General features: G+C 61.9%; 21 protein-coding genes. 4 read left to right on the top strand and 17 right to left on the bottom strand.

Annotated features, from left to right (window positions below):
- Window positions 1–27 precede the first annotated feature (27 nt).
- Window positions 28–459, top strand: coding sequence for a hypothetical protein (locus BQ4436_RS02720; protein WP_070975447.1), 432 nt, complete (start codon window positions 28–30; stop codon window positions 457–459).
- A 20-nt stretch (window positions 460–479) separates the two neighbouring features.
- Complete coding sequence (locus BQ4436_RS02715; RefSeq protein WP_070478334.1) at window positions 480–821, top strand: hypothetical protein; 342 nt, start codon at window positions 480–482, stop codon at window positions 819–821.
- 330 nt (window positions 822–1,151) lie between these two features.
- On the opposite strand, the gene BQ4436_RS02710 is transcribed toward BQ4436_RS02715, so the two are convergent.
- Window positions 1,152–1,595 (bottom strand): hypothetical protein, encoded by a 444-nt coding sequence (locus BQ4436_RS02710; protein ID WP_070975446.1) that lies wholly within the window; start codon window positions 1,593–1,595, stop codon window positions 1,152–1,154.
- A 582-nt stretch (window positions 1,596–2,177) separates the two neighbouring features.
- On the opposite strand from BQ4436_RS02710, the gene BQ4436_RS02705 reads away from it, so the two are divergent.
- Entirely contained in the window at window positions 2,178–3,398 is a 1,221-nt protein-coding gene (locus BQ4436_RS02705; RefSeq protein WP_070975445.1) for an HNH endonuclease signature motif containing protein, read from the top strand.
- On the opposite strand, the gene BQ4436_RS02700 is transcribed toward BQ4436_RS02705, so the two are convergent.
- The 10 genes from BQ4436_RS02700 to BQ4436_RS02655 all read right to left on the bottom strand — a co-directional run bounded on the left by BQ4436_RS02700 (window position 3,395) and on the right by BQ4436_RS02655 (window position 12,372).
- A complete protein-coding gene (locus BQ4436_RS02700; RefSeq protein ID WP_070975444.1) occupies window positions 3,395–3,703 on the bottom strand; it encodes a hypothetical protein in 309 nt (102 codons plus the stop codon). The two genes, BQ4436_RS02705 and BQ4436_RS02700, sit on opposite strands and share 4 nt — an antisense overlap.
- A gap of 6 nt (window positions 3,704–3,709) precedes the next feature.
- Window positions 3,710–4,684: a bile acid:sodium symporter family protein gene (locus BQ4436_RS02695; RefSeq protein ID WP_070975443.1), complete on the bottom strand. Its 975-nt coding sequence runs from the start codon at window positions 4,682–4,684 to the stop codon at window positions 3,710–3,712.
- Between the two features lie 53 nt (window positions 4,685–4,737).
- On the bottom strand, window positions 4,738–5,085 hold the full coding sequence (locus BQ4436_RS02690) for a Rieske (2Fe-2S) protein (protein WP_070478614.1): 348 nt from the start codon (window positions 5,083–5,085) through the stop codon (window positions 4,738–4,740).
- A gap of 14 nt (window positions 5,086–5,099) precedes the next feature.
- The gene (gene trpA / locus BQ4436_RS02685; RefSeq protein WP_070975442.1) at window positions 5,100–5,957 is read right to left on the bottom strand and encodes a tryptophan synthase subunit alpha; all 858 of its coding nucleotides are present in this window, start codon (window positions 5,955–5,957) and stop codon (window positions 5,100–5,102) included.
- A 1-nt stretch (window position 5,958) separates the two neighbouring features.
- Window positions 5,959–7,209, bottom strand: coding sequence for a tryptophan synthase subunit beta (trpB, locus tag BQ4436_RS02680; protein ID WP_070975441.1), 1,251 nt, complete (start codon window positions 7,207–7,209; stop codon window positions 5,959–5,961).
- Window positions 7,202–8,623, bottom strand: a complete 1,422-nt coding sequence (gene trpCF / locus BQ4436_RS02675) for a bifunctional indole-3-glycerol-phosphate synthase TrpC/phosphoribosylanthranilate isomerase TrpF (protein ID WP_070975440.1) — start codon at window positions 8,621–8,623, stop codon at window positions 7,202–7,204. Before trpCF ends, trpB begins: the two co-directional genes overlap by 8 nt.
- The gene (gene trpD, locus BQ4436_RS02670; RefSeq protein ID WP_070975439.1) at window positions 8,616–9,644 is read right to left on the bottom strand and encodes an anthranilate phosphoribosyltransferase; all 1,029 of its coding nucleotides are present in this window, start codon (window positions 9,642–9,644) and stop codon (window positions 8,616–8,618) included. Before trpD ends, trpCF begins: the two co-directional genes overlap by 8 nt.
- Window positions 9,645–9,646: 2 nt before the next feature.
- A complete protein-coding gene (locus BQ4436_RS02665) occupies window positions 9,647–10,237 on the bottom strand; it encodes a glutamine amidotransferase-related protein (protein WP_070975438.1) in 591 nt (196 codons plus the stop codon).
- On the bottom strand, window positions 10,234–11,733 hold the full coding sequence (locus BQ4436_RS02660; protein WP_070975437.1) for an anthranilate synthase component 1: 1,500 nt from the start codon (window positions 11,731–11,733) through the stop codon (window positions 10,234–10,236). Before BQ4436_RS02660 ends, BQ4436_RS02665 begins: the two co-directional genes overlap by 4 nt.
- Before the next feature lie 249 nt (window positions 11,734–11,982).
- Window positions 11,983–12,372: an SdpI family protein gene (locus BQ4436_RS02655; protein WP_240492762.1), complete on the bottom strand. Its 390-nt coding sequence runs from the start codon at window positions 12,370–12,372 to the stop codon at window positions 11,983–11,985.
- Window positions 12,373–12,530: 158 nt separating this feature from the next.
- On the opposite strand from BQ4436_RS02655, the gene BQ4436_RS02650 reads away from it, so the two are divergent.
- Entirely contained in the window at window positions 12,531–13,751 is a 1,221-nt protein-coding gene (locus tag BQ4436_RS02650; protein ID WP_070975436.1) for a dicarboxylate/amino acid:cation symporter, read from the top strand.
- On the opposite strand, the gene BQ4436_RS02645 is transcribed toward BQ4436_RS02650, so the two are convergent.
- From BQ4436_RS02645 to BQ4436_RS02620, 6 genes are all read right to left on the bottom strand, one after another.
- Complete coding sequence (locus tag BQ4436_RS02645; protein WP_070975435.1) at window positions 13,748–14,416, bottom strand: MusI family membrane protein; 669 nt, start codon at window positions 14,414–14,416, stop codon at window positions 13,748–13,750. The two genes, BQ4436_RS02650 and BQ4436_RS02645, sit on opposite strands and share 4 nt — an antisense overlap.
- 9 nt (window positions 14,417–14,425) lie before the next feature.
- Entirely contained in the window at window positions 14,426–15,304 is an 879-nt protein-coding gene (locus BQ4436_RS02640) for a carbohydrate ABC transporter permease (protein ID WP_070361625.1), read from the bottom strand.
- 3 nt (window positions 15,305–15,307) lie between these two features.
- Window positions 15,308–16,153 carry a carbohydrate ABC transporter permease gene (locus BQ4436_RS02635; protein ID WP_070361626.1) on the bottom strand — a complete coding sequence of 282 codons (846 nt, stop codon included), beginning with the start codon at window positions 16,151–16,153 and terminating at the stop codon, window positions 15,308–15,310.
- A gap of 82 nt (window positions 16,154–16,235) precedes the next feature.
- Window positions 16,236–17,564, bottom strand: a complete 1,329-nt coding sequence (locus BQ4436_RS02630; RefSeq protein ID WP_070975434.1) for an ABC transporter substrate-binding protein — start codon at window positions 17,562–17,564, stop codon at window positions 16,236–16,238.
- 124 nt (window positions 17,565–17,688) lie between these two features.
- On the bottom strand, window positions 17,689–18,918 hold the full coding sequence (locus tag BQ4436_RS02625; RefSeq protein WP_070975433.1) for a DUF4032 domain-containing protein: 1,230 nt from the start codon (window positions 18,916–18,918) through the stop codon (window positions 17,689–17,691).
- Window positions 18,919–18,927: 9 nt separating this feature from the next.
- Complete coding sequence (locus BQ4436_RS02620; RefSeq protein ID WP_070975516.1) at window positions 18,928–20,052, bottom strand: ABC transporter ATP-binding protein; 1,125 nt, start codon at window positions 20,050–20,052, stop codon at window positions 18,928–18,930.
- Window positions 20,053–20,115: the final 63 nt, after the last annotated feature.

The following is a 20,115-nucleotide window of genomic DNA, read 5'->3' as shown; positions in this document are numbered from 1 at the left end:
ATCGCCCTCTGTATTCAGGAGATTTCCATGAAACGTTTCGCTACCGCTGCCGTCGCAGCCACCACTGCCCTCTCGCTCGCTGTTGTTCCGGCGGGGGCTGTTAACGCAGGTGATAAGACCCCTCCGGGTTTTGGATATGACTCTTCTTCGAAGGTTTCTGAAGATGAGGCAGTCGGTTACGCAGTTTTGCTGGCTGTAGCTGAGTTTGCTAAGCCGGGCATCGGCATGTCAGCGCCATTCAAGGGCTCCTCCGAAGCAGGCGTATTCAAGACCAAGGCTGGGGAGAACAATAAAAAGTCCGATGCCATTATCTTGTCGTCCTATAAGAATGACGCGAACAACGGCTACAAGCTCGGGACTACCTACGACATCCTAGTCGGTACCGGTATTGCTGCCGCCATTCTTGCCTTGGTGGGCGGCATCGCTGCTCAGCAAGGCCTCATTCAGCTTCCGTTCTAACATTTATTCAGGAGATTCCCATGAAGCGTTTCGCTACCGCTGCCATCGCAGCCACCACTGCCTTCTCGCTCGCTGTTGTACCGGCACAGGCTGGGGAGACTTCGAGCGGAGACGAGGTCACTTCGTCTGTCGCAGCGTTGACCCTTCTGCAGATCGGTAAGATTGGCGCTGCCGAGAACGAAGCTGACGCCAAGAAGGCAATCGCCGAGGCTGAGTTCGGTCTCGCTGCACTGCAAAGCTCTTTCGACAATGACCGTGAAAAGGATTGGCCTATCGGCCGCACCTTCGACATCATCTGGGGTTCCTTGCTCGGTGTTGCGGCTCTTGGTGGTCTTGCGTTCCTGGCACTGAACGCAAAGTAGATTTCAAGATTTTGCACTCGGCTCGGGTTTCGGGCCGGGCGCTTTCGCGTATTTGCCACAGGGTTTAATAACGTCACATACGTTAAACTGGTGCATAGTCTTCATCGGGGCGAAGCTTCGATTTCCGACGCTTACTTGCCAGGTCTGAAGCGTCCCAGGGGATGTTGTGCCTATATTTATTGTCACTCAACAGTGTGGTGTGGGGCTGAGATGATCCACGAGCGGGTTGCTGGGGCCGAGCTATTGACTGGGAATTAATATGCGCCAATCAAATTGAAAGACCCAGCCTTATACGAGAGGCTGGGTCAGAATGTGGCGTCGAAAAGTGAATTAGAACGTCAGCGCCGGGAGCTGAACGCCTGGAATAGCGCCGGAGACAGCAGCAACGACACCAAGAAGCGCGACGAGAGCAGCCGGAACGCCGATCAGGAGGCCGAGGATGCCTGCCTTGTAATCCTTGTCGTTGATGAGCTCCTTGACACAATCCAGCTCGTCAGAAGAAGAGGTCAGCTCCTCGCGGATCTCCTGACGAGTCTGATCAGCCTTGTTCTTAGCGATGTCACCAGCAGTCTGTGCATCAGCCGCCTTCTTCTTCGCCTCAGCCTCCTTTTCCTTCTCTGCGGCCTCAGCCTTCGCCTTGCACTTCGCGAAGGCAACCGACGAGCCGACCTTGGCATCCTTGTCGGAAGGCTGAGCCTCCGCTGCGAACGCAGGGCCAGCGACCAGGGACAGGGACAGAGTTGCAGCAGCTGCTACGGAGGTAAAACGCTTCATGGGTAGCTCCTTTGTGGGATCGGTTAAAGTTAGGGACTCGCCAAAGTTTTGGCATGTCTGCAACTAACATCGATCGGAACGTCCTGTGCGTTACTTCGGAGATCAAATGATTCCGAGAGGTGATTTGGGAACAGCGCTCCCCTGCCCTGCGCGGGCTCGGACCAATAGGTCAGAGTGGGTTGAGAACTTGCTACTCCCATGGGGCCGTCGAACGGCTCCGATTGTCCGCGGGGCGGACAGGTGATTGCGTGTTTCGATATTCCGCGGGGCGGACAACTCGCCGTTGTTGCAACCCAGTATTGTTCACTTTCCGCGGGGCGGACACCACTTCGCGAATTGCATCGGCGAAGCACGCATTCCGCGGCGCGGACAGAGCGAGTTCAGCTCAATACCCAAACGATTGCATCAAGGTGTCCGCCGCGCGGACACCCACCCACACACCCGTGCTCGAAAGTGGCGTCGCAAAGCACCCCGCGTACTGTCCGCCGCGCGGACACCCATCAACAAATATTTGAATAAACCTCTTGACACCACCATTCGAACACGTATACTAAAAAACAACCAAGACACCAGGGGGGAACCATGCACACCACCATCGACGCCGACACCATCATCAACACCATCGTAGAAAGCGCACGCCTGTTCGCATACTCACACGCAGAAATACTGACCGCGATCGCCGAATTCGACACCCACAACCTCGCCGAAGCCTACGGGTGTGCCTCAACCGGGGCATGGCTTGCCAGAGTGCTAAAAATGAAACGCACCCGCGCCTACGAATACGCCGCCGTCGCACGCAAACTCACCGCCTTTCCCACCATCCTCGACGCGCTACGACAAGGAACCATCGACTACACCAGCGTGCGCTACATGCTCGACTACGCCACCGAGGTAAACCAACACGAACTCGTAGAAATAGCCGCCGAATCTGGCTACCAAGGCCTCGTACACGCCCTGGCAGGCGCAACCCCCACCAATAGGCAACCCCAGGATGCTGGTGCACACTGCGGGCTGACCATCCGCGAAGACGGCCAATACCTACGCGGCTGGTTTTGCATGAACGCGACCGACGGTGTGGCCTTTCAAGCAGCCCTGCGCGCAGGCGCACACGCCTATGCGGATGACAACGCGATGGATGAGGCGGATGCGCAGATGATGCGCTCGACCTTCGGGCTGCCACCGGCACGATTAATGCTGCAATCACTCATGGGGATGGTGCACATGGTGCGCACCGGGGCCGCTAAGCATGCAACGATGGCGCCGGCGGCACAGGTGATGGTGCATATGACATCAGATGGGCGAGCATTTTTGCCGAATCACATGGCGGCGCCTGCCGCACGGCTTGCCAACTTGGTAGATCATGCAGATTTGATGGGTGTGCTCTATGACGCCCAGGGGCAGGTGATCAAGTTTGGGCGCAAACGCAGGCTTGCAAGCCCGAAGCAGGTGCAGGTGTTGTTAGGGATGTGGGGGCATAAGTGCGCGGTGCCGGGGTGTGGGCATACCAGGTTTTTGCAGATGCATCATATTCGGGATTGGGCCGAAGGAGGTGCAACGGATGTGGAGAATTTGGTGCCGTTGTGCTCGAGGTGTCATTCGTTGGTCACGGATGGGTTTATTCGCGTGGTCAAGCCGGGTCCGACGTTGTATTTCCGGTTTGCTAGTGGTGAGCAGTGGGTGTGTGAGCCTGGTCGGGTGGGGTATCGCGATGATGCTGCCGAGATTGAGTTGGATGGGTGGGGTGTGGATTCGTTTGCGGATGAAGCCGCACCGACGTGGGATTGGGACACACCCAAGGTTTAAGCATGCCCCAGCAGACTACAAGCCTCAGCCCACAGCGCCTCGAACTCCTCTACCGCAATGGCTGTCGCAGAAATGCCCTCGAACTGTGCGTACAGGTCTGGGTGCGGAACGATAGACATCGGCTCATTCGCCTGACCAATCACTTTGCCGTCGGTATAAATGCCAGTAATGGTCTCGCTCGGGTCCAGCTCGATCATCCGAACCATCGTACATTCGCGAGGGTTCAGCTCCTCAAGTTCGGCAATATTGAGAAGCTCTCCCCCAAGATCTGGAGCGCTGTAATGAATCCGGACGTAATGTTTCACGTGAAACTATTCCTTCGAAGCTGTGGTTTGGGCAAGGCGCGAGACGTACGCGGAGCACGTCATCAACTGAATCAGATGGTAGACCATCAACGGCACAATCAGCACACCGAGTTGACCGCCGCCAAAGATAACCGACGCCATCGGCAGCCCCGCCGCCAAAGACTTCTGCGTCCCGCACATCTGGATGGCTACCGTGTCCGCCCTCGAGAACCTCAAGGCCTCCGGGACAACCCGCGTCACCCACAGCATGACGCAAACCAGAACCAGAGCGAACGCAGAAAGGAAGACCAACTCGAGCGCAGAAACATTCGACCACACGCCAGAAACAACACCGGCTGAGAATGCCGAGTACACGACCATCCAAATGGACCCGCGGTCAACAAGCTTGGTAGCTTTCCGCGCAGCGAAGCCAGCAACACCAGGCACCACTGCCCGAGCGACCTGACCCAGCACGAAAGGAAGGAGCAACTGTAATGCAATATTCCGGAACACAGATGCATCAATATGAATGCCACTGTCGGCACCCATCAGGACCATCACGAGGGCCGGCGTCGCCACCACACCAACTATCGACGACAGGCTCGCCGCCACCACCGCTCCCGGCACATTGCCACGCGCGATCCCCGTCAGCGCCACCGACGACTGTACAGTCGACGGCACCAGGCAAAGATAGAGAATCCCCTGGTACACCGAGTTGGAAATGAACGCGGTGGTGGGGCGCATGGCCAGGCCGATCAAAGGATACGCGATGAACGTAAAGGCGAGGATGATCGAATGCAGGCGCCAATTCGTCAAACCTTGCAGCGCCTCGCGGGTGGAAAGACGCGCACCATAGAGGAAAAACAGCAGACCGATTGCAAGTTTGACAGCAATGGAAAAGCCCTCGGCAAACGAGCCTCGGGCGGGCGCGATGAACGCGAGCACCGCGGCGAGGATGATGCCGAGGAGCAAGGGGTCAATACGGCGAAGAAAACCTGGCATGCACACATGATAGCCACGCAGGCCACACCAGGCAGGCCGAGAAAGCAGCAGTTTTACATCGACGCGTTCAGCGTCTCGCCCTCTTCTGTCAGCTGCGCTGGGGTCAGTGGATTCTGTGTTGGGCCGGAGACTGCGGAGCCGTCGATAATGCTGAAGACGGAGCCGTGGCCGGTGCAGCGAACAGTGTCCCCATCGACCTTGGTGATCTTCTGGCCCTGATGCGGGCAGGTTTGGGAGTATGCGACATACTCACCGGCGGTCGGTTGGGCGATAATGAAGCCGTCGAGGATGACGGCGCTGCCGACCGGTACTTGGGTTTTGGCTACCTCGGCGGTTGGTTCAGATCCGCAGGCGGCGAGGAACGCGCCGGCGAAGGTGGTGGCGGTGCCGAGGAGGAACATGCGTCGTGAACAAGTCATGCCCTGATAGTAGCCTGTTTCATTGCCGTGACGTAGGAGGACAGCTCGGCGGTCAGCGCGTCGATGTCCGTAATGCGCGCGGGGTTCGGGTGCGAGTGTTCGGTGTATTTGGCCACGATGTTCGCGATCGCGGAGCCGGTGATTGCGCCTACTGCCCCGGCTGCGATTGCGTCCGCGACGTGCTGCGGTGTGGAGATCCCGAACCCGAGCAGCACCGGGGCGCCGCCGTATGCTTGCACGTTGTCCACTACCTCGCGAAGGCCGTCGACGGAGGCTTCCTTGTCGGCGCCGGTCACGCCGTCGCGGGAGATGGCGTAGATGTACCCGCGGGACTGGGCGGCGACGCCCTCCAAAGTCTGCGGGCTGGCTTTGGCAGGGGCGATGTAGATCGGGTCGACACCCGCGGCAAGAGCAGCTTCGCTGAACGGCACCGATTCGCGCACAGGGACGTCCGGGAGTAGCACGCTGTCCGCGCCGGCCTCTCGGAACGCCTCGTAGAACGAGGAAAGACCACGCACGTAGGCGACGTTGGCGTAGATCAGCATGCCGATCGGCAGGTCGGGGTATCGCTCGCGGATCGTCCGAACTTGTGCCAGTGCCTTATCGACGGTCGCTCCGCCATCGAGTGCCCGCACGTGTGCCGCCTGGATGGCGGGGCCGTCGGCGACGGGGTCGGAGAACGGGACGCCGAGTTCGAGGGCGTCGGCTCCGGCGGTGACGGCGGCGTCGATGATTTGGAGGGCGTCGTCGGGGGTTGGGTCGGAAAGCATGATGAATGGGACGAATGCTCCCTCTCCCTTTTCCTGTAGGGAGGCGAACAGTCTTTCGTAACGTGACGTTGTAGGGGCGGACATGTTAGTTGGTCTCCTTTCGTACATTTTCAACCCATTCCGGGTGTTCGGCGAGTGTTCTACGGACGTGAGCGACATCTTTGTCGCCGCGGCCGGAAAGGGAAACGAGGATTGTGAGCGGTTCCGCGTCAGCTGGGTGGGACGCCGCGCGTTGCAGCGCGTACGCCAACGCATGCGAGGACTCGAGCGCCGGGATGATGCCCTCGTGCCGTGACAGCAACTGGAACGCACGCAGGGCGGATTCGTCGGTGACGGGAACGTACTGCGCGCGTCCCGTCTTGGCAAGGTGTGCGTGCTCGGGTCCGACCGCAGGGTAGTCCAGGCCGGCGGATATTGAGTAAGACTCAGCGACCTGGCCGTCGCTGTCGCGCATCAGGTAGGAGCGCGTCCCGTGCAGGATGCCGACGGTCCCGGCAGCAATGGCAGCGCCATGCTTGCCGACGCCCACGCCCTCTCCCCCGGGTTCGACGCCGACGAGTTCGACGCCCTCCTCGTCGATAAACTCGGCGAACATCCCGATAGCGTTGGATCCGCCACCGACGCAGGCGCAGACGACGTCCGGCAGTTCACCGGTACGCTCAAGCATCTGTGCTTTCGCCTCGGCGGAGATCACGCGGTGGAACTCCTTGACGATCTTGGGGAATGGGTGCGGCCCCGCCGCGGTGCCGAGCAGGTAGTGGGACTCGTGGAAGGTGGCGGTCCAGTCGCGTAGTGCTTCGTTGACGGCGTCTTTCAGGGTGCCGGCGCCTGAGTCGACGCCCACTACCTCAGCACCCATCAGCCGCATGCGGTAAACGTTTGGCTTCTGCCGCGCCATGTCGGTCTTGCCCATGTAGATGACGCAATCCAAACCCAGTAAAGCGCAGGCGAGCGCGGTGGCGGTGCCGTGCTGGCCGGCGCCGGTTTCGGCAATGATCCGCGTCTTCCCCATCTTCTTCGCTAGCAGCGCCTGCCCGATGACCTGGTTCGTCTTGTGTGCGCCGCCGTGCACGAGGTCCTCGCGCTTGAGGAAGATGCGCGCGTTCGCGCCGTTGAGGGGCAGGTTGCGGCATTCGGTAAGCGGGGTCGGTCTGCCGAGGTAGTCGCGCAGCAGCGCGCGGTATTCGGCCATGAAGGTTTCGTCGGCGAGGGCGTCGACAAACGCTCGCTCGAGTTGGTCAAGCGCCGGCAGGAGGGATTCGGGGACGAATTGCCCGCCGAATTCGCCGTAGTATGCGGGCAGGATGGTGCTGCCACCGTGGGTGTAATCAGTCATTTTCTGTCCTTGGGTAGTGGTAGTTGCCGATGATCTCGAAGGCCCGCCGCAGCGCGCCCGCGTCCTTACGCCCGGCCTGAGCAGGGTATTCGACGCCCGAGTTGAGGTCTACGCCGGAGCAGCCGACGGCGAGCGCGTCCGCAAGGTTGTCGGGGTGCAGCCCGCCGGCGAGGAGCGAGTCGCCGCGCACCTCGTCCGGGATGTCGGCCCAGCGGAAGGTCTCGCCGGAGCCGCCGTCGCGCGCGTCGAGCACCAGCTTGTCGACGCCCCCTCGGATCCCCAGCGCAACCTCCACGCCAGCCCCTGTAGTCATGGAGACCGCCCTCCAGAGCTCGACGCCCTCCCCTATCTCCGCCCGCACCCGGTCCACCAGCGAGCGCTCGGCCTCGAGCGATCCCTGATACGGCGCGTGCACCTGCACGGCGTGGATGCCGGGCTGGATCAGTTCGCCGTACCCGGACGTGCGGCGGGAAACCGCGACGTACCGCAGCCCCGGCTCGTGTGCGATGATGTCCGCCGATGTTTCACGTGAAACATTGCGCGGACTCGACTCCTCGAAGATGAGCCCGCCGTACACGGCGCCCGCCGCCTTGGCGGCCTGCGCGGCGCTCCACGACGTCAGCCCGCACACCTTGTTTGGCCCGTACACCAGTTTCCGGGCGGCCAGGTCGATGTCCGGCTGGCCGGTCAGCTGCGACCAGACCAGGAACCCGTCCGAGTGCCCGCCGAGCTGACGCACAGTCTCCACGGACTGGATGCCGGACTCCGACACCACCGCCGCTTCGGCAGGAGCGAGTCGCGCCAACCGGGCGGAGCGCGTTAGGTCAATCGACAGGTCGTGGAGGTTCCGGTGGTTCACGCCGAAGATCCGCGCGCCGAGTCGACCAGCCCGCACGGCCTCCTCCTCGCTAATCACTTCGGTGAGCACGTCCATCCCGAGGGACTCGGCGCGGCCGGAGAGGTAGGCGTAGCTGGCGTCGTCAAGAATCGAGAGCATGAGCAGGATAGCGTCGGCGCCGAAGTAGCGCGCGGCGTAGACCTGGACTTCGTCGATGATGAAGTCCTTGCAGAGCACGGGCAGGTGCGTGCTTGAGGCGACCGTGGCCAGGTGGTCGTAGTCGCCGCCGAAGCGTGTGGGCTCGCACAGCACGGAGATGCCGGCGGCGTAGCGCGAGTACACCGAGGCGATTTGGCCGGGCTTGTAGTCGGCGCGGATCAGGCCGAGGGACGGCGAGGAGGACTTGCATTCCATGATGAAGCTGGTGCCCTCGCGCTTCAGGTTGTCGTAGAGCGAGCGCTCCGAGCGCGGCAGCGCTGCGACATCCACGTGGGCAAGACGCTCGCGGATCGCTGCCAAGTCATCGCGTCGGCTTGCCACGATCTCCTCGAGCACGGTGGGTAATTGCTTAGGCACTGTAATCAGCCTCCTCGTGTCGTTGCAACCATGCTTGCACGGTGCCGTCGGCAAGCAGGTTGAGGGCGTGGGTGACGCCGTCGGCGATGGTCGGCGCTGTGCCGTTCAGGTAGAACATGGCACCCGCACCAGCAGCGACGGCCGAGCGGTGCGCCTCCGGCCCCTCCCCCGCGAACGTCGCGCGGATGGCGGCGGCATTCTCCACGCCGTCGCCGCCGCGCAGGTCCTCGAGCGAGCAGCGCTGAAGGCCGAGCTCCTCCGGCGTAAGCACGTACTCAGTGATGGAACCGTCGCGGCCCAGCTCCCAGACCTGCGACTCGCCGTGCACCGCCAGCTCGTCGGTGCCCGCGCCGTGGACGACGAGCGCGCGCCCGCGCCCGAGCTCGCGCATCGTCTCAGCGATGACGCGTCCCTGCGCCGGGTTGGCGATGCCCATGATCTGGTATTCCGGCCGCGCCGGCGAGAGCAGCGGTCCCATCGTGTTAAACAGCGTGGACACGCCGAGCGCCTTGCGCACCGGCTGCACGTGCGCGATGGCCGGGTTGTACGCCGGCGCGAAGAGGAACGTGAAGTTGGAGGATTCGAACTGTCGCACCGCGCGCGAGGGGTCGAGGTCGAGTGGGATGTTCAGGGCCTCGAGGACGTCGGCGGAACCGGACTTGGAGGACACGGACCGGTTGCCGCATTTCACCATCGGCACCCCGCCCGCGGCCGCCACCAACGATGCCGCGGTGGTGATGTTGATGGTGTTTGCGCCGTCGCCGCCGGTGCCGGCGGTGTCCATCAGCCCCTCCCCCGTCACCGGGAACGGTCGGCCTGCGGCGAGGAACGCGCGTGCCGCGCCGGCGATGTCGGCGAAGGTTTCGCCGCGGGTGCGGATCGTGGCAAGGAGTGCTGCGATGTGGACGTCGTCGTAGTCGCCGACGGTGAGCGGGGTGAATGCCTCGATCGCTTCCTCGAGGGTCGGCTCCCGGTTGTCCAGGAAGCGCTTGAGGATGGTGAGGGATCGTTCGGTTGCCATGGTTAGTTTCCTTTCTTCAGCTTGTCGACGCACCGGCGCAGCATCGTTGGGCCTGCGGGTGTGAGGATCGATTCGGGGTGGAATTGCAGCCCGATGGACATGCCGTCGTCGGTTGCGGCGGCCATGACGATGTCCCCGGTGCGTGCCAAAGCGTGCATTCCCGTAGGGAGGGACACCGCCCCGAGCGAGTGGTAACGTGCCACGGGCACGTCGCGCCCGGGGTGTCCGAGCTGGCTGGTCATGCCGCGGAAGAGCCCGGACGCAAGGCCCTCCGACGTTAGTCTCATGGTGTCCGAGACGCCGTGGACGGGCCCACAGGGCTGGACGGTGCCGCCGAAGTGTTCTACGAGGGCCTGGTAGCCGAGGCAGATGCCGAGCATCGGCACGCTGCCCTGCGCTCGGCGGATCAGCTCGGGCATGCAGCCGGCATCGGCCGGGTACCCAGGGCCTGGTGAAAGCACGATCAGTGAAGGATCCAGCGCCAGTATTGAGTCCTCATCAACGGTGTTACGGAACACTACTGACTCATACTCAGCAAGCGCGTCCACCAAGTTGTAAACGAACGAGTCCTGGTTATCCAGCAGCACAATCATTTGATTACCTCCAGTTCTGCGCCGGCGGCCAGCGCGATCGCGTTGAGTACCGCGTACGCCTTGTGCAGCGTCTCCTCGGCTTCGGACTGCGGGTTGGAGTCGTGCACGACTCCGGCGCCCGCCTGCACGATCGCCTTCCCGCCGGTGACGTACGCAGAACGGATCACGATGCAGGTGTCAAAGTCGCCGTTGCTGTCCAGGTAACCGACGGCCCCGCCGTAGGACCCGCGCCGCGCGCCCTCGAGCGAGCGGATCAGCGAGGTCGCGCGCAGCTTCGGCGCCCCGGTGAGCGTGCCCATGTTCATGCACGCCCGGTACGCGTCGAGCGCGTCGAGGTCCTCAGCCAGCCGCGCGGTGACCCGGGACACGAGGTGCATGACACGCGAGTAGCGGTCTACCTGCAGCAACTCCGCGACCCTCCGCGTGCCGGGCTCCGCAACGCGGGCGACGTCGTTGCGCGCGAGGTCCACGAGCATCGTGTGCTCGGCGACTTCTTTGGCGTCGGTGCGCAGCTGCAGCTCCATCCGCGTGTCCAGCTCGTGGTCGACGGTCCCGTCCTCGGCGAGCCCGCGCGGCCGCGTCCCCGCTATCGGGTACAGCTGCACCTCGCGGTCGGCGTTGCTGTACTTCAGGTTGGACTCGGGCGAGGCGCCGAAGAGCTCGAAAGACTCACCATGCTTATCGACGCCCCTTTGGTAAAACATGTACGGCGAAGGATTAGTTGCGCGCAGTTGGAGGTACGCGGCGAACGCGTCCGGGCAGTCGGTGACGAAGCTGCGGGCGGGCACGACTTGGTAGATGTCCCCGTTGGAGATGTGTTCCTTGAGTCGCTCCACGTCGGCGCAGAACTGCGCGTCGGGGATGTCGGCGCGAGCAACCAGGGTGCCGCCGGGCCCCGCCGAGGAACGTAATGGCGGTGGCGAAGCGGCGTCGATACGCTCGGCGAGCGCGTCAATCCCAATTCCGCTGAGCGTCGCGGTCTGTGCCTGGTGGTCGATGCGCAGGAGGACTTCGGCGAGGACGAACTGGTAGTCGGGGTAGGTGTTGGCGCCGTCGGCGACGGCCGGGAGCTCCTCGAAGGTTTCGAGGTAGTCGTAGGCGAAGCCACCGGCGAGGAACCCGAAGCGGCGGAGCGCACGCAACACTTCGACGGTAGAGGTGGCGGTGAGGCGCTCGCGCTCGTCCGCAACAACAGCAGCGGCAACAGGCGGAAACGCGTAGACGTTCTCGCCGACGTGGTACTCCCCCAGCTGCTCCCGCAGTTGAGCAGCCACCGTGCGCCCGAAGGGGGTCAATGGCTCGACGTGTACGTGGCTGCCCGAGCAGGTGACGCGCACCGCGGCCCGCAGCACCGCGACTGATTGGATACCGGAGCGGGTGGTGATGTCGGCGGATTCCAGCAGGACGGTGTCCCGGGTCGTGGTGCCGCCGAGATGCGCGAAGAGGCTGGCGGCGTCCGCGTGGTACTTCACGCGGCGGGTGGTGTGTGTGCTCATGGTCGTCCTTCGTGTGTTGGTACACCGAGGGCGTGTGAGCCAAAGCAAACGGCCCGCGGTGCTTGTGGTTACAAGCCGGCGGGCCGTTGTTGGGACTCTAGAACGTACTAGAAGAGGCGGCTCGCCGTGTTCGGGAGCCACCACCAGTTCTTCTGAGTCGTGAAAGTCATAGGTGTAAAGGTAGCGGAGAGAGCGAACGCTGTACGCGGAACCACCAAACTCCCTGCGTACAGCGTGAATATAAAACGGCTACTGCTGTTCGTCCGCCTTCCCGGCGGCCTTGCGTAGCGCGCCGAGGTCCACGGCGGGCTCGTCTGAGGAGTCTGAGTCTGAGGCGTCCAGGGCGGCGTCGACAAGCGCGGCGGCGCGGGCCCCGAAGTTGCCGCCGACGGAGATGCTCACGAACCCGGCGACGACCGCCACGGCGACGAGAATCCACATCCACCCGTATGCAATAAATGCAAAGGCGGCGCCGATGGCGAAGGCGACTGCGGCGAGCACCCAGAAGGGGCCGGTGACGCGGTGTGCTTGGCGCCATGTGGACTCGTGCTTGCGAACTTCCGGGACACGCAGCCCGATCACGCCGTTGCCGGGCAGCTTCCCGGCGGTCGCGAGGACGCCTGGTATGAGAAGTGCCACAGTGAATACTATAAGGAGTATCCCAATGATAGTATTTATGGAACTTGTGTCAGAAAATGGCCCATTAGGGCTCTGTGCAAGCAACATACCGTATAGCATAACCATCACAGGTTTTTCGCCTGTGGATCTGTCCATCGCCTCGTATTAAAGGTGCAACAATGAAATCGAAAGTGTTGAGCTCGCTGCTCTTCTGGATTGTCGTGGCGATCGTCGCCGGCTTTCTGTGCAGTTTTTTCTTTCCTGACTGGCTCGCGCGCGTCTTCGTGACGTTCAATGGCCTGTTCTCGAACTTCCTGGGATTCTTCGTCCCAATCCTCATCTTCTCCCTGATCGCCCCCGCGATTGCGGGCCTGGGCAAGGGCGCGGGTAAGTGGTTGGGTATCACGGCCGGGGTCGCCTACGGATCCACGATCATTTCCGGCCTGATTGCCTGGGGTGTGGCTTCAGCACTCTACCCAACGTTGCTGGCTGGTACGCAGCTGCGTACAGATATCGACGACCCCTCCGAGGGCGGCCTGTCGCCGTTCTTCGAGGTGGAGATGCCTGCACCGTTTGAGGTGATGTCGGCGCTGCTGCTCGCGTTCGTGATTGGTATCGCGATGACCACGGTGAAGTCCCGCACGATGCACGAGGTGCTCAACGAGCTGCGTGACGTGATCATGAAGGTGGTTCAGAGCTTCGTCATTCCGCTGCTGCCGTTGTTCATTTTCGGTACGTTCCTGAACCTGGCTATGAACGAGAACTTCGGTTCGACGATGGCCGCGTTCGGCGTGGTGTTGCTGCTCTCGGTCGGCATGACGATCGTGATCGTGCTGGGCCAGTACCTGATCGCTGGTGCTGTGGCGGGTCAGAACCCGTTCACGGCGCTGAAGAACATGCTGCCGGCGTACTTCACGGCGCTGGGTACGTCGTCCTCCGCGGCGACGATTCCGGTCACCTACCAGTCCACCCTGAAGAACAAGGTGGACGAGAACGTGGCGGGCTTCATCGTGCCGCTGTGCGCGACGATTCACCTGTCTGGTTCGATGATGAAGATTACGCTCTACGCCCTGGCGATTGTGTTCATGGCGCAGCTGCCGATCACCGGTGGCGCGGTCGTCGGCTTCGTGCTGCTGCTCGGCATCATGATGATTGCTGCGCCGGGCGTGCCTGGTGGCGCGATCATGGCCGCGGTTGGCCTGCTGCAGGCGAACCTGGGCTTCGACGAGTCGATGATCTCCCTGATGATCGCCGCTTACATTGTGGTTGACTCCTTCGGTACCGCGGCGAACGTGACCGGTGACGGCGCGATCGCGATGATTGTGAACCGTTTCGCGAAGGGCAAGATCGTCACGCAGGATATGGAACGCGCCAAGGAGATCCAGGCGCAGGACGCTTAGTCGTTTGCGAGCCCCCGCCCGAGTGGTGCCGCGACGAGCAGCTGCACAAGAAACAGTGTGAGCGCCGGCACCGCGAAGAAATAGGCGGGGATCCACACGGCAACTGAGGTCCACAGCGGCAGGGATGCCGCCGCCCCGATGCACAGGAGTGCGCCGAGGGTGCGTGGCAGTTGCTGGAACGTGAGGATCACGGAGCGCCCCAGGGTTTCGCCCAGGGGCGCTTTTTGCTGCCCTTCTGAGGTCGCCTGGAGGTCCAGCTGCGCCTGGAGGGCGAAGAACCACACGCTGATGCCGGCGATGATGAGGATGCCGGACAGGGTGAGTCCTTGCGTGAGGTTGAGGAGGTGGCCGTCGATACCTGCTTGGAAGATGACCCACTGTTGGTAGATGACTCCGAGGGCGATGGCGACGAGGATCCCCCACCACTGCGTGGAGGCGCCGCCGAATTTGCCGCCGCCGTAGCGGAACTCGCGGAGGTAGTGCAGCCCGTAGCGGGAGCCGCGCCCTTCGACCATGTAGCCGGTGACGACGTTCGCGGCGCGGATCGCCATGCCGCCTGTCACGATGGGCAGGCTGGACAGCACGAAAAGCATGTTGACAATGACAATGTCCGCCATCAAGGTGAAGGCGGACATAAATCGGGAATCGGGATTGAAAAGGCTCACGCCAGAATGTTATCCCTTCACGGCGCCAGCTGCGACACCTTCCACGATGTGCTTCTGGGAAGACATGTAGAAGATGATGATCGGGACGATGGCGAGCACGAGCATTGCCATCATTGCGCCCATGTCGCGGTTGCCCTGGGATCCAACGAACTGCTGGATGACCACTGGGATGGTGCGGTATGGGGTGGACAGGCCGATGACGAGGTATGGCAGCAGGTAGTCGTTCCAGACCCACATTGCGTTGAGGATGGCGACGGTCACTGCGGTTGGCTTGAGCATCGGGAGGACGACGCGGAAGAACGTTTGCAGTGGGCTGCAGCCGTCGATGGTTGCTGCTTCTTCAATCTCGAGCGGGATTGACTTGACGAAGCCGGCGAACATGAAGACGGATAGGCCTGCACCGAAGCCGGTGTAGAGCACCACCATGCCGAGCGGGTTGGCCAGGCCGAGGCGGTCGGCGATGGTGACGGTTGGGAACATCACCATCTGGAACGGGATGACCATGGAGAACACGAACAGGTAGTACAGCGTGGACGTCCACCACGTTTTCACGCGGGTGATGTAGTAGGCCGTCATCGAGGAGAAGAAGACGATGGAGGCGACGGAGAGGATCGTGATGGTAAATGACCACACGATGGCCCACGCGAAGCCTTCGCCTTGGATGCCGGTGATGTAGTTTTCGAATCCGGCCCACATGTCGCCGAGTGGAATGGCGAATGGGTTGTTGGAGATCGCGAACTTCTGCTTGAAGGAGTTCAGGAAGATGAACACGATTGGTCCGAGGAAGACCACGGTGAGGAATACCAGCACCGCGTAGATGAGTACTTTGGCTGGGCCGCTGACGCTCGCCTCGGAGGCGGTGACGGGTGCCTTTGTTTTGGTTGCCATGGGTTATGCCTCCACTTCCTTGCTGCGTGTTGCGCGCAGCTGGAACATTGCGATGACGACGACCACTACGACGAAGATGACGGCCTTTGCTTGGCCGACGCCCTCGACGTTGTTGCGCAGGAACATCGTGTTGACGATGTTCAGAGCGACCATTTCGGTTGCGCCGCCTGGTGCACCGTTGGTGAGCGCGAGGTTCTGGTCGAAGAGTTTGAAGGTGTTGGACAGGGTCAGGAAGAGGCAGATGGTGATGGACGGCATGATCATTGGGATGGTCACGTGGCGGAGCATTTCCCACTTGGAGACGCCGTCGAGTTCTGCTGCTTCGATGAGCTCTGGTGGCACGTTCTGCAGGCCGGCGATGTAGATGATCATCATGTAGCCGACGAGCTGCCAGTTAATGAGGATGACCAGGCCGAGGTAGCCGTACTTCCAGTCGGAGACGATCGTGGTGCCGTATTGGGCGAGCACGGCGTTGATCATGGATTGCCATGTGTAGCCGAGGACGATGCCGCCGATGAGGTTCGGCATGAAGAATACGGTGCGGAAGAAGTTGGTGCCTTTGAGTTTCCGTGTCAGTGTCCAAGCGATTGCGAACGCGAAGACGTTGACGGTGATGATGGAAACGATGGAGACGAGGGCGGTGAATCCGAACGCTCGGACGAAGCCTTCTCGCGCTTGGAACGCTTGGACGTAGTTGTCGACTCCTACCCAGGTTGCGTCGGTGATGGTGTGGAAGCTGGTGAATGACAGCAGGAAACCAATGACGAATGGGGCAAGGAAGGCGATCAAGAACGCAAGCAGCGTCGGCAGTACGAAGATTGGGAAATATTTCTTCAGTGATTGCTGCATTTGTGGTGCCTATCTGGGGAATAAAAAGCGCGGAGTGCGCTGTTCGCACACCCCGCGCTCTGGTTTACAACATGTTCAGTGCTTAGTTGGAGCCCTTTTCGGCCTTCCAGTCCTCGCTGAACTTAGCGACGACGTCTGCCCACTCCATGTTGCCGGATGCGTACTGGGCGAGGTTGCCGCCGAAGTCATCCTTGAACTGCTGGGATGGGAAGAACTGGAAGTCCCATGGCAGGGTGGTCAGCTCGGTGTTGGAGATTGCCTCCTGCACCTGGCGTGCCAGTGGGTCTGCCGGGACGTCGGTCTCCGTGTAGTTCTTGAACGGCGCGATGAAGCCGAGGTCCTCGATGACGTGCTTCTTGCCTGCCTCGGAGGTGAACAGCCAGTTCAGGAAGTCCTTGGTGGCCTGCTGGTCCTCTTCTGGAGCCTTGGCGTTGATGGCGAGGTAGTTCTCGGTGCCGACGTTGATGCCGGTCTTCTCCTCATCTGGGAGGCCCATGTACATCGGGAGGAACTTGATCTTGTCTTCCTTCACGACGTTGCCGTTGACGTCGGCGATCTGCGACCATGCCCAGTTACCGTTCTGGACGAAGGCTGCCTGGCCGAGTGCGAACTCTGCCATGGAGTCGGAGACTGCCTTGGACGGTGCCAGGGTCGGCGCGATGGTGGAGTTGTTCAGGTACAGGTCAAAGAGGTTCTTGAACTCCTTGTTGTACTTGAAGGTGACGTCCTCTGCGTCGGTGGTGCCGAGGTCTTCGAACTCGTAGTGCATTGGGCCGTTGGCCAGGTGGGTCTGCCAGCGCCAGTCCTCACCGCTGGTGAGTGAGGTGGAGGCGAAGGTGCCGTCGATGCCGAGCTCGTCCTTCTTCGACTGCATGTCTTCGGCGAGCTTCTTCAGGGATTCGAAGTTCTTGACTTCGTCCATGGAGGCGACTGCCGGGTTTGGCAGTGCGAAGTACTTGTCGGTGATTTCCTCGTTGTAGATGATGCCGAAGCCTTCAACCGCGAACGGGATGCCGCGCACGGTGCCGTCTTCCGCGGTGAGCGGGGTGACGTCCTCGTTGAGGTCCTGTGCGAGGGAGAAGTCGGACAGGTCTGCGGTGTAGTCCTTCCAGGTCTTGAAGCCGGTTGGGCCGTTCATCTGGAAGAGGGTCGGAGCGTCGGACTTGCCGACCTCGGTGCGCAGGGTCTGCTCGTAGTTGCCGGATGCCGCGGTGACGACCTTGACTGGGACGCCAGTTTCTGCGGTGTACTCTTCGGCGATTGCTTGGTAGGTCGCGTCCTGCTCAGGCTTGAAGTTGAGGAAGTAGACGTTCGGACCTTCGGTGTCGCCACCGCCGCCACAGGCGACGAGGGCGGATGCTGCCAGTGCTGCGACAGCGGTTGAGGCAAAAGCTCGCGTGAATTTCTTCATGGGCCATCCTTCATGTGTAGCCGTGCTCCTTGCCAGCGTTACCCGATGCGGTTCACGGCGCGTTATAAGGTACTACCTCAGCATAGTGACCATTTATGGAGCACGGCAAACATTATGGCCCGCGTCACATCTCCGGGGGTAATTTATAGACGATTGCTTCGTCCGGATGCCCCGGCAGCACATGATCGAAATAGGACTGCGCCGCCTCGGCCAAGGTGACGTAGCGCTGGTCGTTTTGGCTCATGAACCAGCGGTGATCCAGGATTTCGTGGAAAATTTGTGCGGGTTCGAGCTTCTCGCGCAGCTCGGGTGGGATGAGTTCAACGATGGGTTCGTAGTTCTTCACCATCCACCGGTGCGCCACCGATTCGAGGGGGAGCTTGCCGCCGTAGCGCACGGCGCGGTACACCTCCATCTCGCCGAGGAGGCGTTGCGCTTGCCGGTCTTGCACCTCCAGCCCGGTGAGCCGCAGCAGCTTTTTCTGGTAGAAGCCTGTGGAGAACACGGCCGGCTCGATGATGACCCGGTAGGTGTCGTCCCCGTCGTGTTCGATCTCGACTTCGCCGACGTCGAATCCCAGCTCATTAATCTTTGCGACGCGCCCAGCGATCGCCCCGAACGCGTCATCTTCGACGATGAGCTCCCCTGTCATCAGGTCCCACAGTTCGTTGTAGGTGGAGGCGATATCGTTGCCAAGGGTGATGACGTCGACGTCCTCGCTGAGGTAGCCGCCTGCCTGCAGGTCCATCATCTCGCCGATGATGTTGACGCGGGCGACGTCGACGTCGTAGAGGCGTCGTCCGTCGGAGATGGGGTCGTGGAATTCGCCGGTTTCGGCGTCGACGAGGTAGGCGGAGAACTGGTCGGCGTCGCGCCGGAACAGGGTGTTGGACAGGGAGACGTCGCCCCAGTAGAAGTGGAGCAGGTGCAGGCGCACCAGCAGCACCGCCAGGGCGCGCACTAGCTTGTTGATGGTGTCGACGGTGATGTCGCGGGAGAACACGTCGCGGTACGGGAGTGAGAACCGCAGGTGCTCTGTGACCAGGCAGGGGGTGAGTTCCTCGCCGTTTTCGTCGACGCGGTGCGTGATGACGGCCACGGGGACGACGCAGGGGGCGTCGAGCTCTTGAAGCCTCCGGAGCATGTTGTACTCGTGGTAGGCGACTTCCCCGCCGATTTCCTTGACTGCGAAAACTAGCCCGTCAGCTTCGATGAGGCGCACCGTGTGTCGCGAAATGCCGCGGGGCAGCGCCGCGAGGAGGTCGGAGGACCAGTCCTCGAGTGGCTGCGCCCACGGCATTTTCAGCAACGTCGGTGCGTAGACGGGCGAGACAACGCTGAGTTTCTCGCGCAATGTATGTCCTTAGATCCGCTGGCCAGTTGCCTTGCTAAATACGTGGAGTCCACCGTCAACGATCTGGACGTGGACGACGTCGCCCTTCATCACGCCGGACAGCGGCGCGGTGCGCACCACGATCTGGCCGGAGGTTTCCTCCTCGAGGCCCTCTTCCTTCCAGCCGCCGCCTGCGAGGTGGCCGTACAGGTAGGAGTCGGAGCCGAGCTCCTCCACGAAGTCGATCTCGACCGGGATGGAGTGCTTCGCGGTCTCGTCGACGACCTGCAGGGACTCTGGGCGGAAGCCGAGGATGACCTGGCCGTCGTCTTCCACGGTGAGGTGGGAGATGTGCTCGTCGGAAAGTGGGATGGAGGCGCGGCCGAGCTTGGCCACCTTCTCGGTCAGGTCGACGTCGAAGGTAGACAGGTTCATGGCCGGGGAGCCGATGAAGCCTGCGACGAAGACGTTGTTCGGGTGATCGTAGAGCTCACGCGGGGTGCCTACCTGCTGCAGGACGCCGAAGTTCAGGACGGCGATGCGGTCGCCCATGGTGAGGGCTTCCGTCTGGTCGTGGGTGACGTACAGCGTGGTTACGCCCATGCGGCGCTGCAGGTTCGCGATCTGGGTACGGGTCTGCACACGCAGTTTCGCGTCCAGGTTGGACAGTGGCTCGTCCATAAGGAAGACCTGTGGCTTGCGCACGATGGCGCGGCCCATGGCCACGCGCTGGCGCTGACCACCGGACAGTGCCTTCGGCTTGCGGTCGAGGTACTGGGTCAGGTCGAGGGTCTTCGCGGCCTCTTCCACTCGCTTGTCGATCTCGGCCTTGTCCATGCCGGCGATCTTCAGCGCGAAGCCCATGTTCTCGCGCACGGTCATGTGCGGGTACAGGGCGTAGTTCTGGAAGACCATCGCGATGTCGCGGTCCTTCGGGCTGACGTGGGTGACGTCGCGGTCGCCGATGCGGATGTGGCCTTCGTTGGTGTCCTCGAGACCGGCGAGCATGCGCAGCGCGGTCGACTTACCGGAGCCGGACGGGCCAACGAGGACGAGGAACTCCCCGTCCGCGATTTCAAGGTTGAGCTTGTCGACACTCGGCGTGGTCGCACCCGGGTAGATGCGCGTTGCGTTGTCGTAAGTTACTGATGCCATGTGGTCCTCCATCGGCAGGTACGTGCCGAACGTTCCGTAGTGGGGATAAGGTACTCCCTTAAC

Origin of the sequence: Corynebacterium sp. MC3, from assembly GCF_900099485.1 — a bacterium.
Lineage (GTDB): Bacteria > Actinomycetota > Actinomycetes > Mycobacteriales > Mycobacteriaceae > Corynebacterium > Corynebacterium pseudogenitalium.
Note: the sequence above shows the minus strand (reverse complement) of the source record. Positions and strands in the feature narration are given on the sequence as shown.

Bases quoted from the DNA above. Each gene is read 5' to 3' on its own strand.
- BQ4436_RS02710 (WP_070975446.1), bottom strand. From the start codon at position 1,595: ATGAAGCGTTTTACCTCCGTAGCAGCTGCTGCAACTCTGTCCCTGTCC.
- BQ4436_RS02720 (WP_070975447.1), top strand. From the start codon at position 28: ATGAAACGTTTCGCTACCGCTGCCGTCGCAGCCACCACTGCCCTCTCG.
- BQ4436_RS02705 (WP_070975445.1), top strand. From the start codon at position 2,178: ATGCACACCACCATCGACGCCGACACCATCATCAACACCATCGTAGAA.
- BQ4436_RS02665 (WP_070975438.1), bottom strand. From the start codon at position 10,237: ATGATTGTGCTGCTGGATAACCAGGACTCGTTCGTTTACAACTTGGTG.
- BQ4436_RS02715 (WP_070478334.1), top strand. From the start codon at position 480: ATGAAGCGTTTCGCTACCGCTGCCATCGCAGCCACCACTGCCTTCTCG.
- BQ4436_RS02660 (WP_070975437.1), bottom strand. From the start codon at position 11,733: ATGAGCACACACACCACCCGCCGCGTGAAGTACCACGCGGACGCCGCC.
- BQ4436_RS02690 (WP_070478614.1), bottom strand. From the start codon at position 5,085: ATGTTCCTCCTCGGCACCGCCACCACCTTCGCCGGCGCGTTCCTCGCC.
- BQ4436_RS02650 (WP_070975436.1), top strand. From the start codon at position 12,531: ATGAAATCGAAAGTGTTGAGCTCGCTGCTCTTCTGGATTGTCGTGGCG.
- BQ4436_RS02620 (WP_070975516.1), bottom strand. From the start codon at position 20,052: ATGGCATCAGTAACTTACGACAACGCAACGCGCATCTACCCGGGTGCG.
- BQ4436_RS02695 (WP_070975443.1), bottom strand. From the start codon at position 4,684: ATGCCAGGTTTTCTTCGCCGTATTGACCCCTTGCTCCTCGGCATCATC.
- trpA (WP_070975442.1), bottom strand. From the start codon at position 5,957: ATGTCCGCCCCTACAACGTCACGTTACGAAAGACTGTTCGCCTCCCTA.
- BQ4436_RS02640 (WP_070361625.1), bottom strand. From the start codon at position 15,304: ATGGCAACCAAAACAAAGGCACCCGTCACCGCCTCCGAGGCGAGCGTC.
- BQ4436_RS02635 (WP_070361626.1), bottom strand. From the start codon at position 16,153: ATGCAGCAATCACTGAAGAAATATTTCCCAATCTTCGTACTGCCGACG.
- trpD (WP_070975439.1), bottom strand. From the start codon at position 9,644: ATGGCAACCGAACGATCCCTCACCATCCTCAAGCGCTTCCTGGACAAC.
- BQ4436_RS02630 (WP_070975434.1), bottom strand. From the start codon at position 17,564: ATGAAGAAATTCACGCGAGCTTTTGCCTCAACCGCTGTCGCAGCACTG.
- trpB (WP_070975441.1), bottom strand. From the start codon at position 7,209: ATGACTGATTACACCCACGGTGGCAGCACCATCCTGCCCGCATACTAC.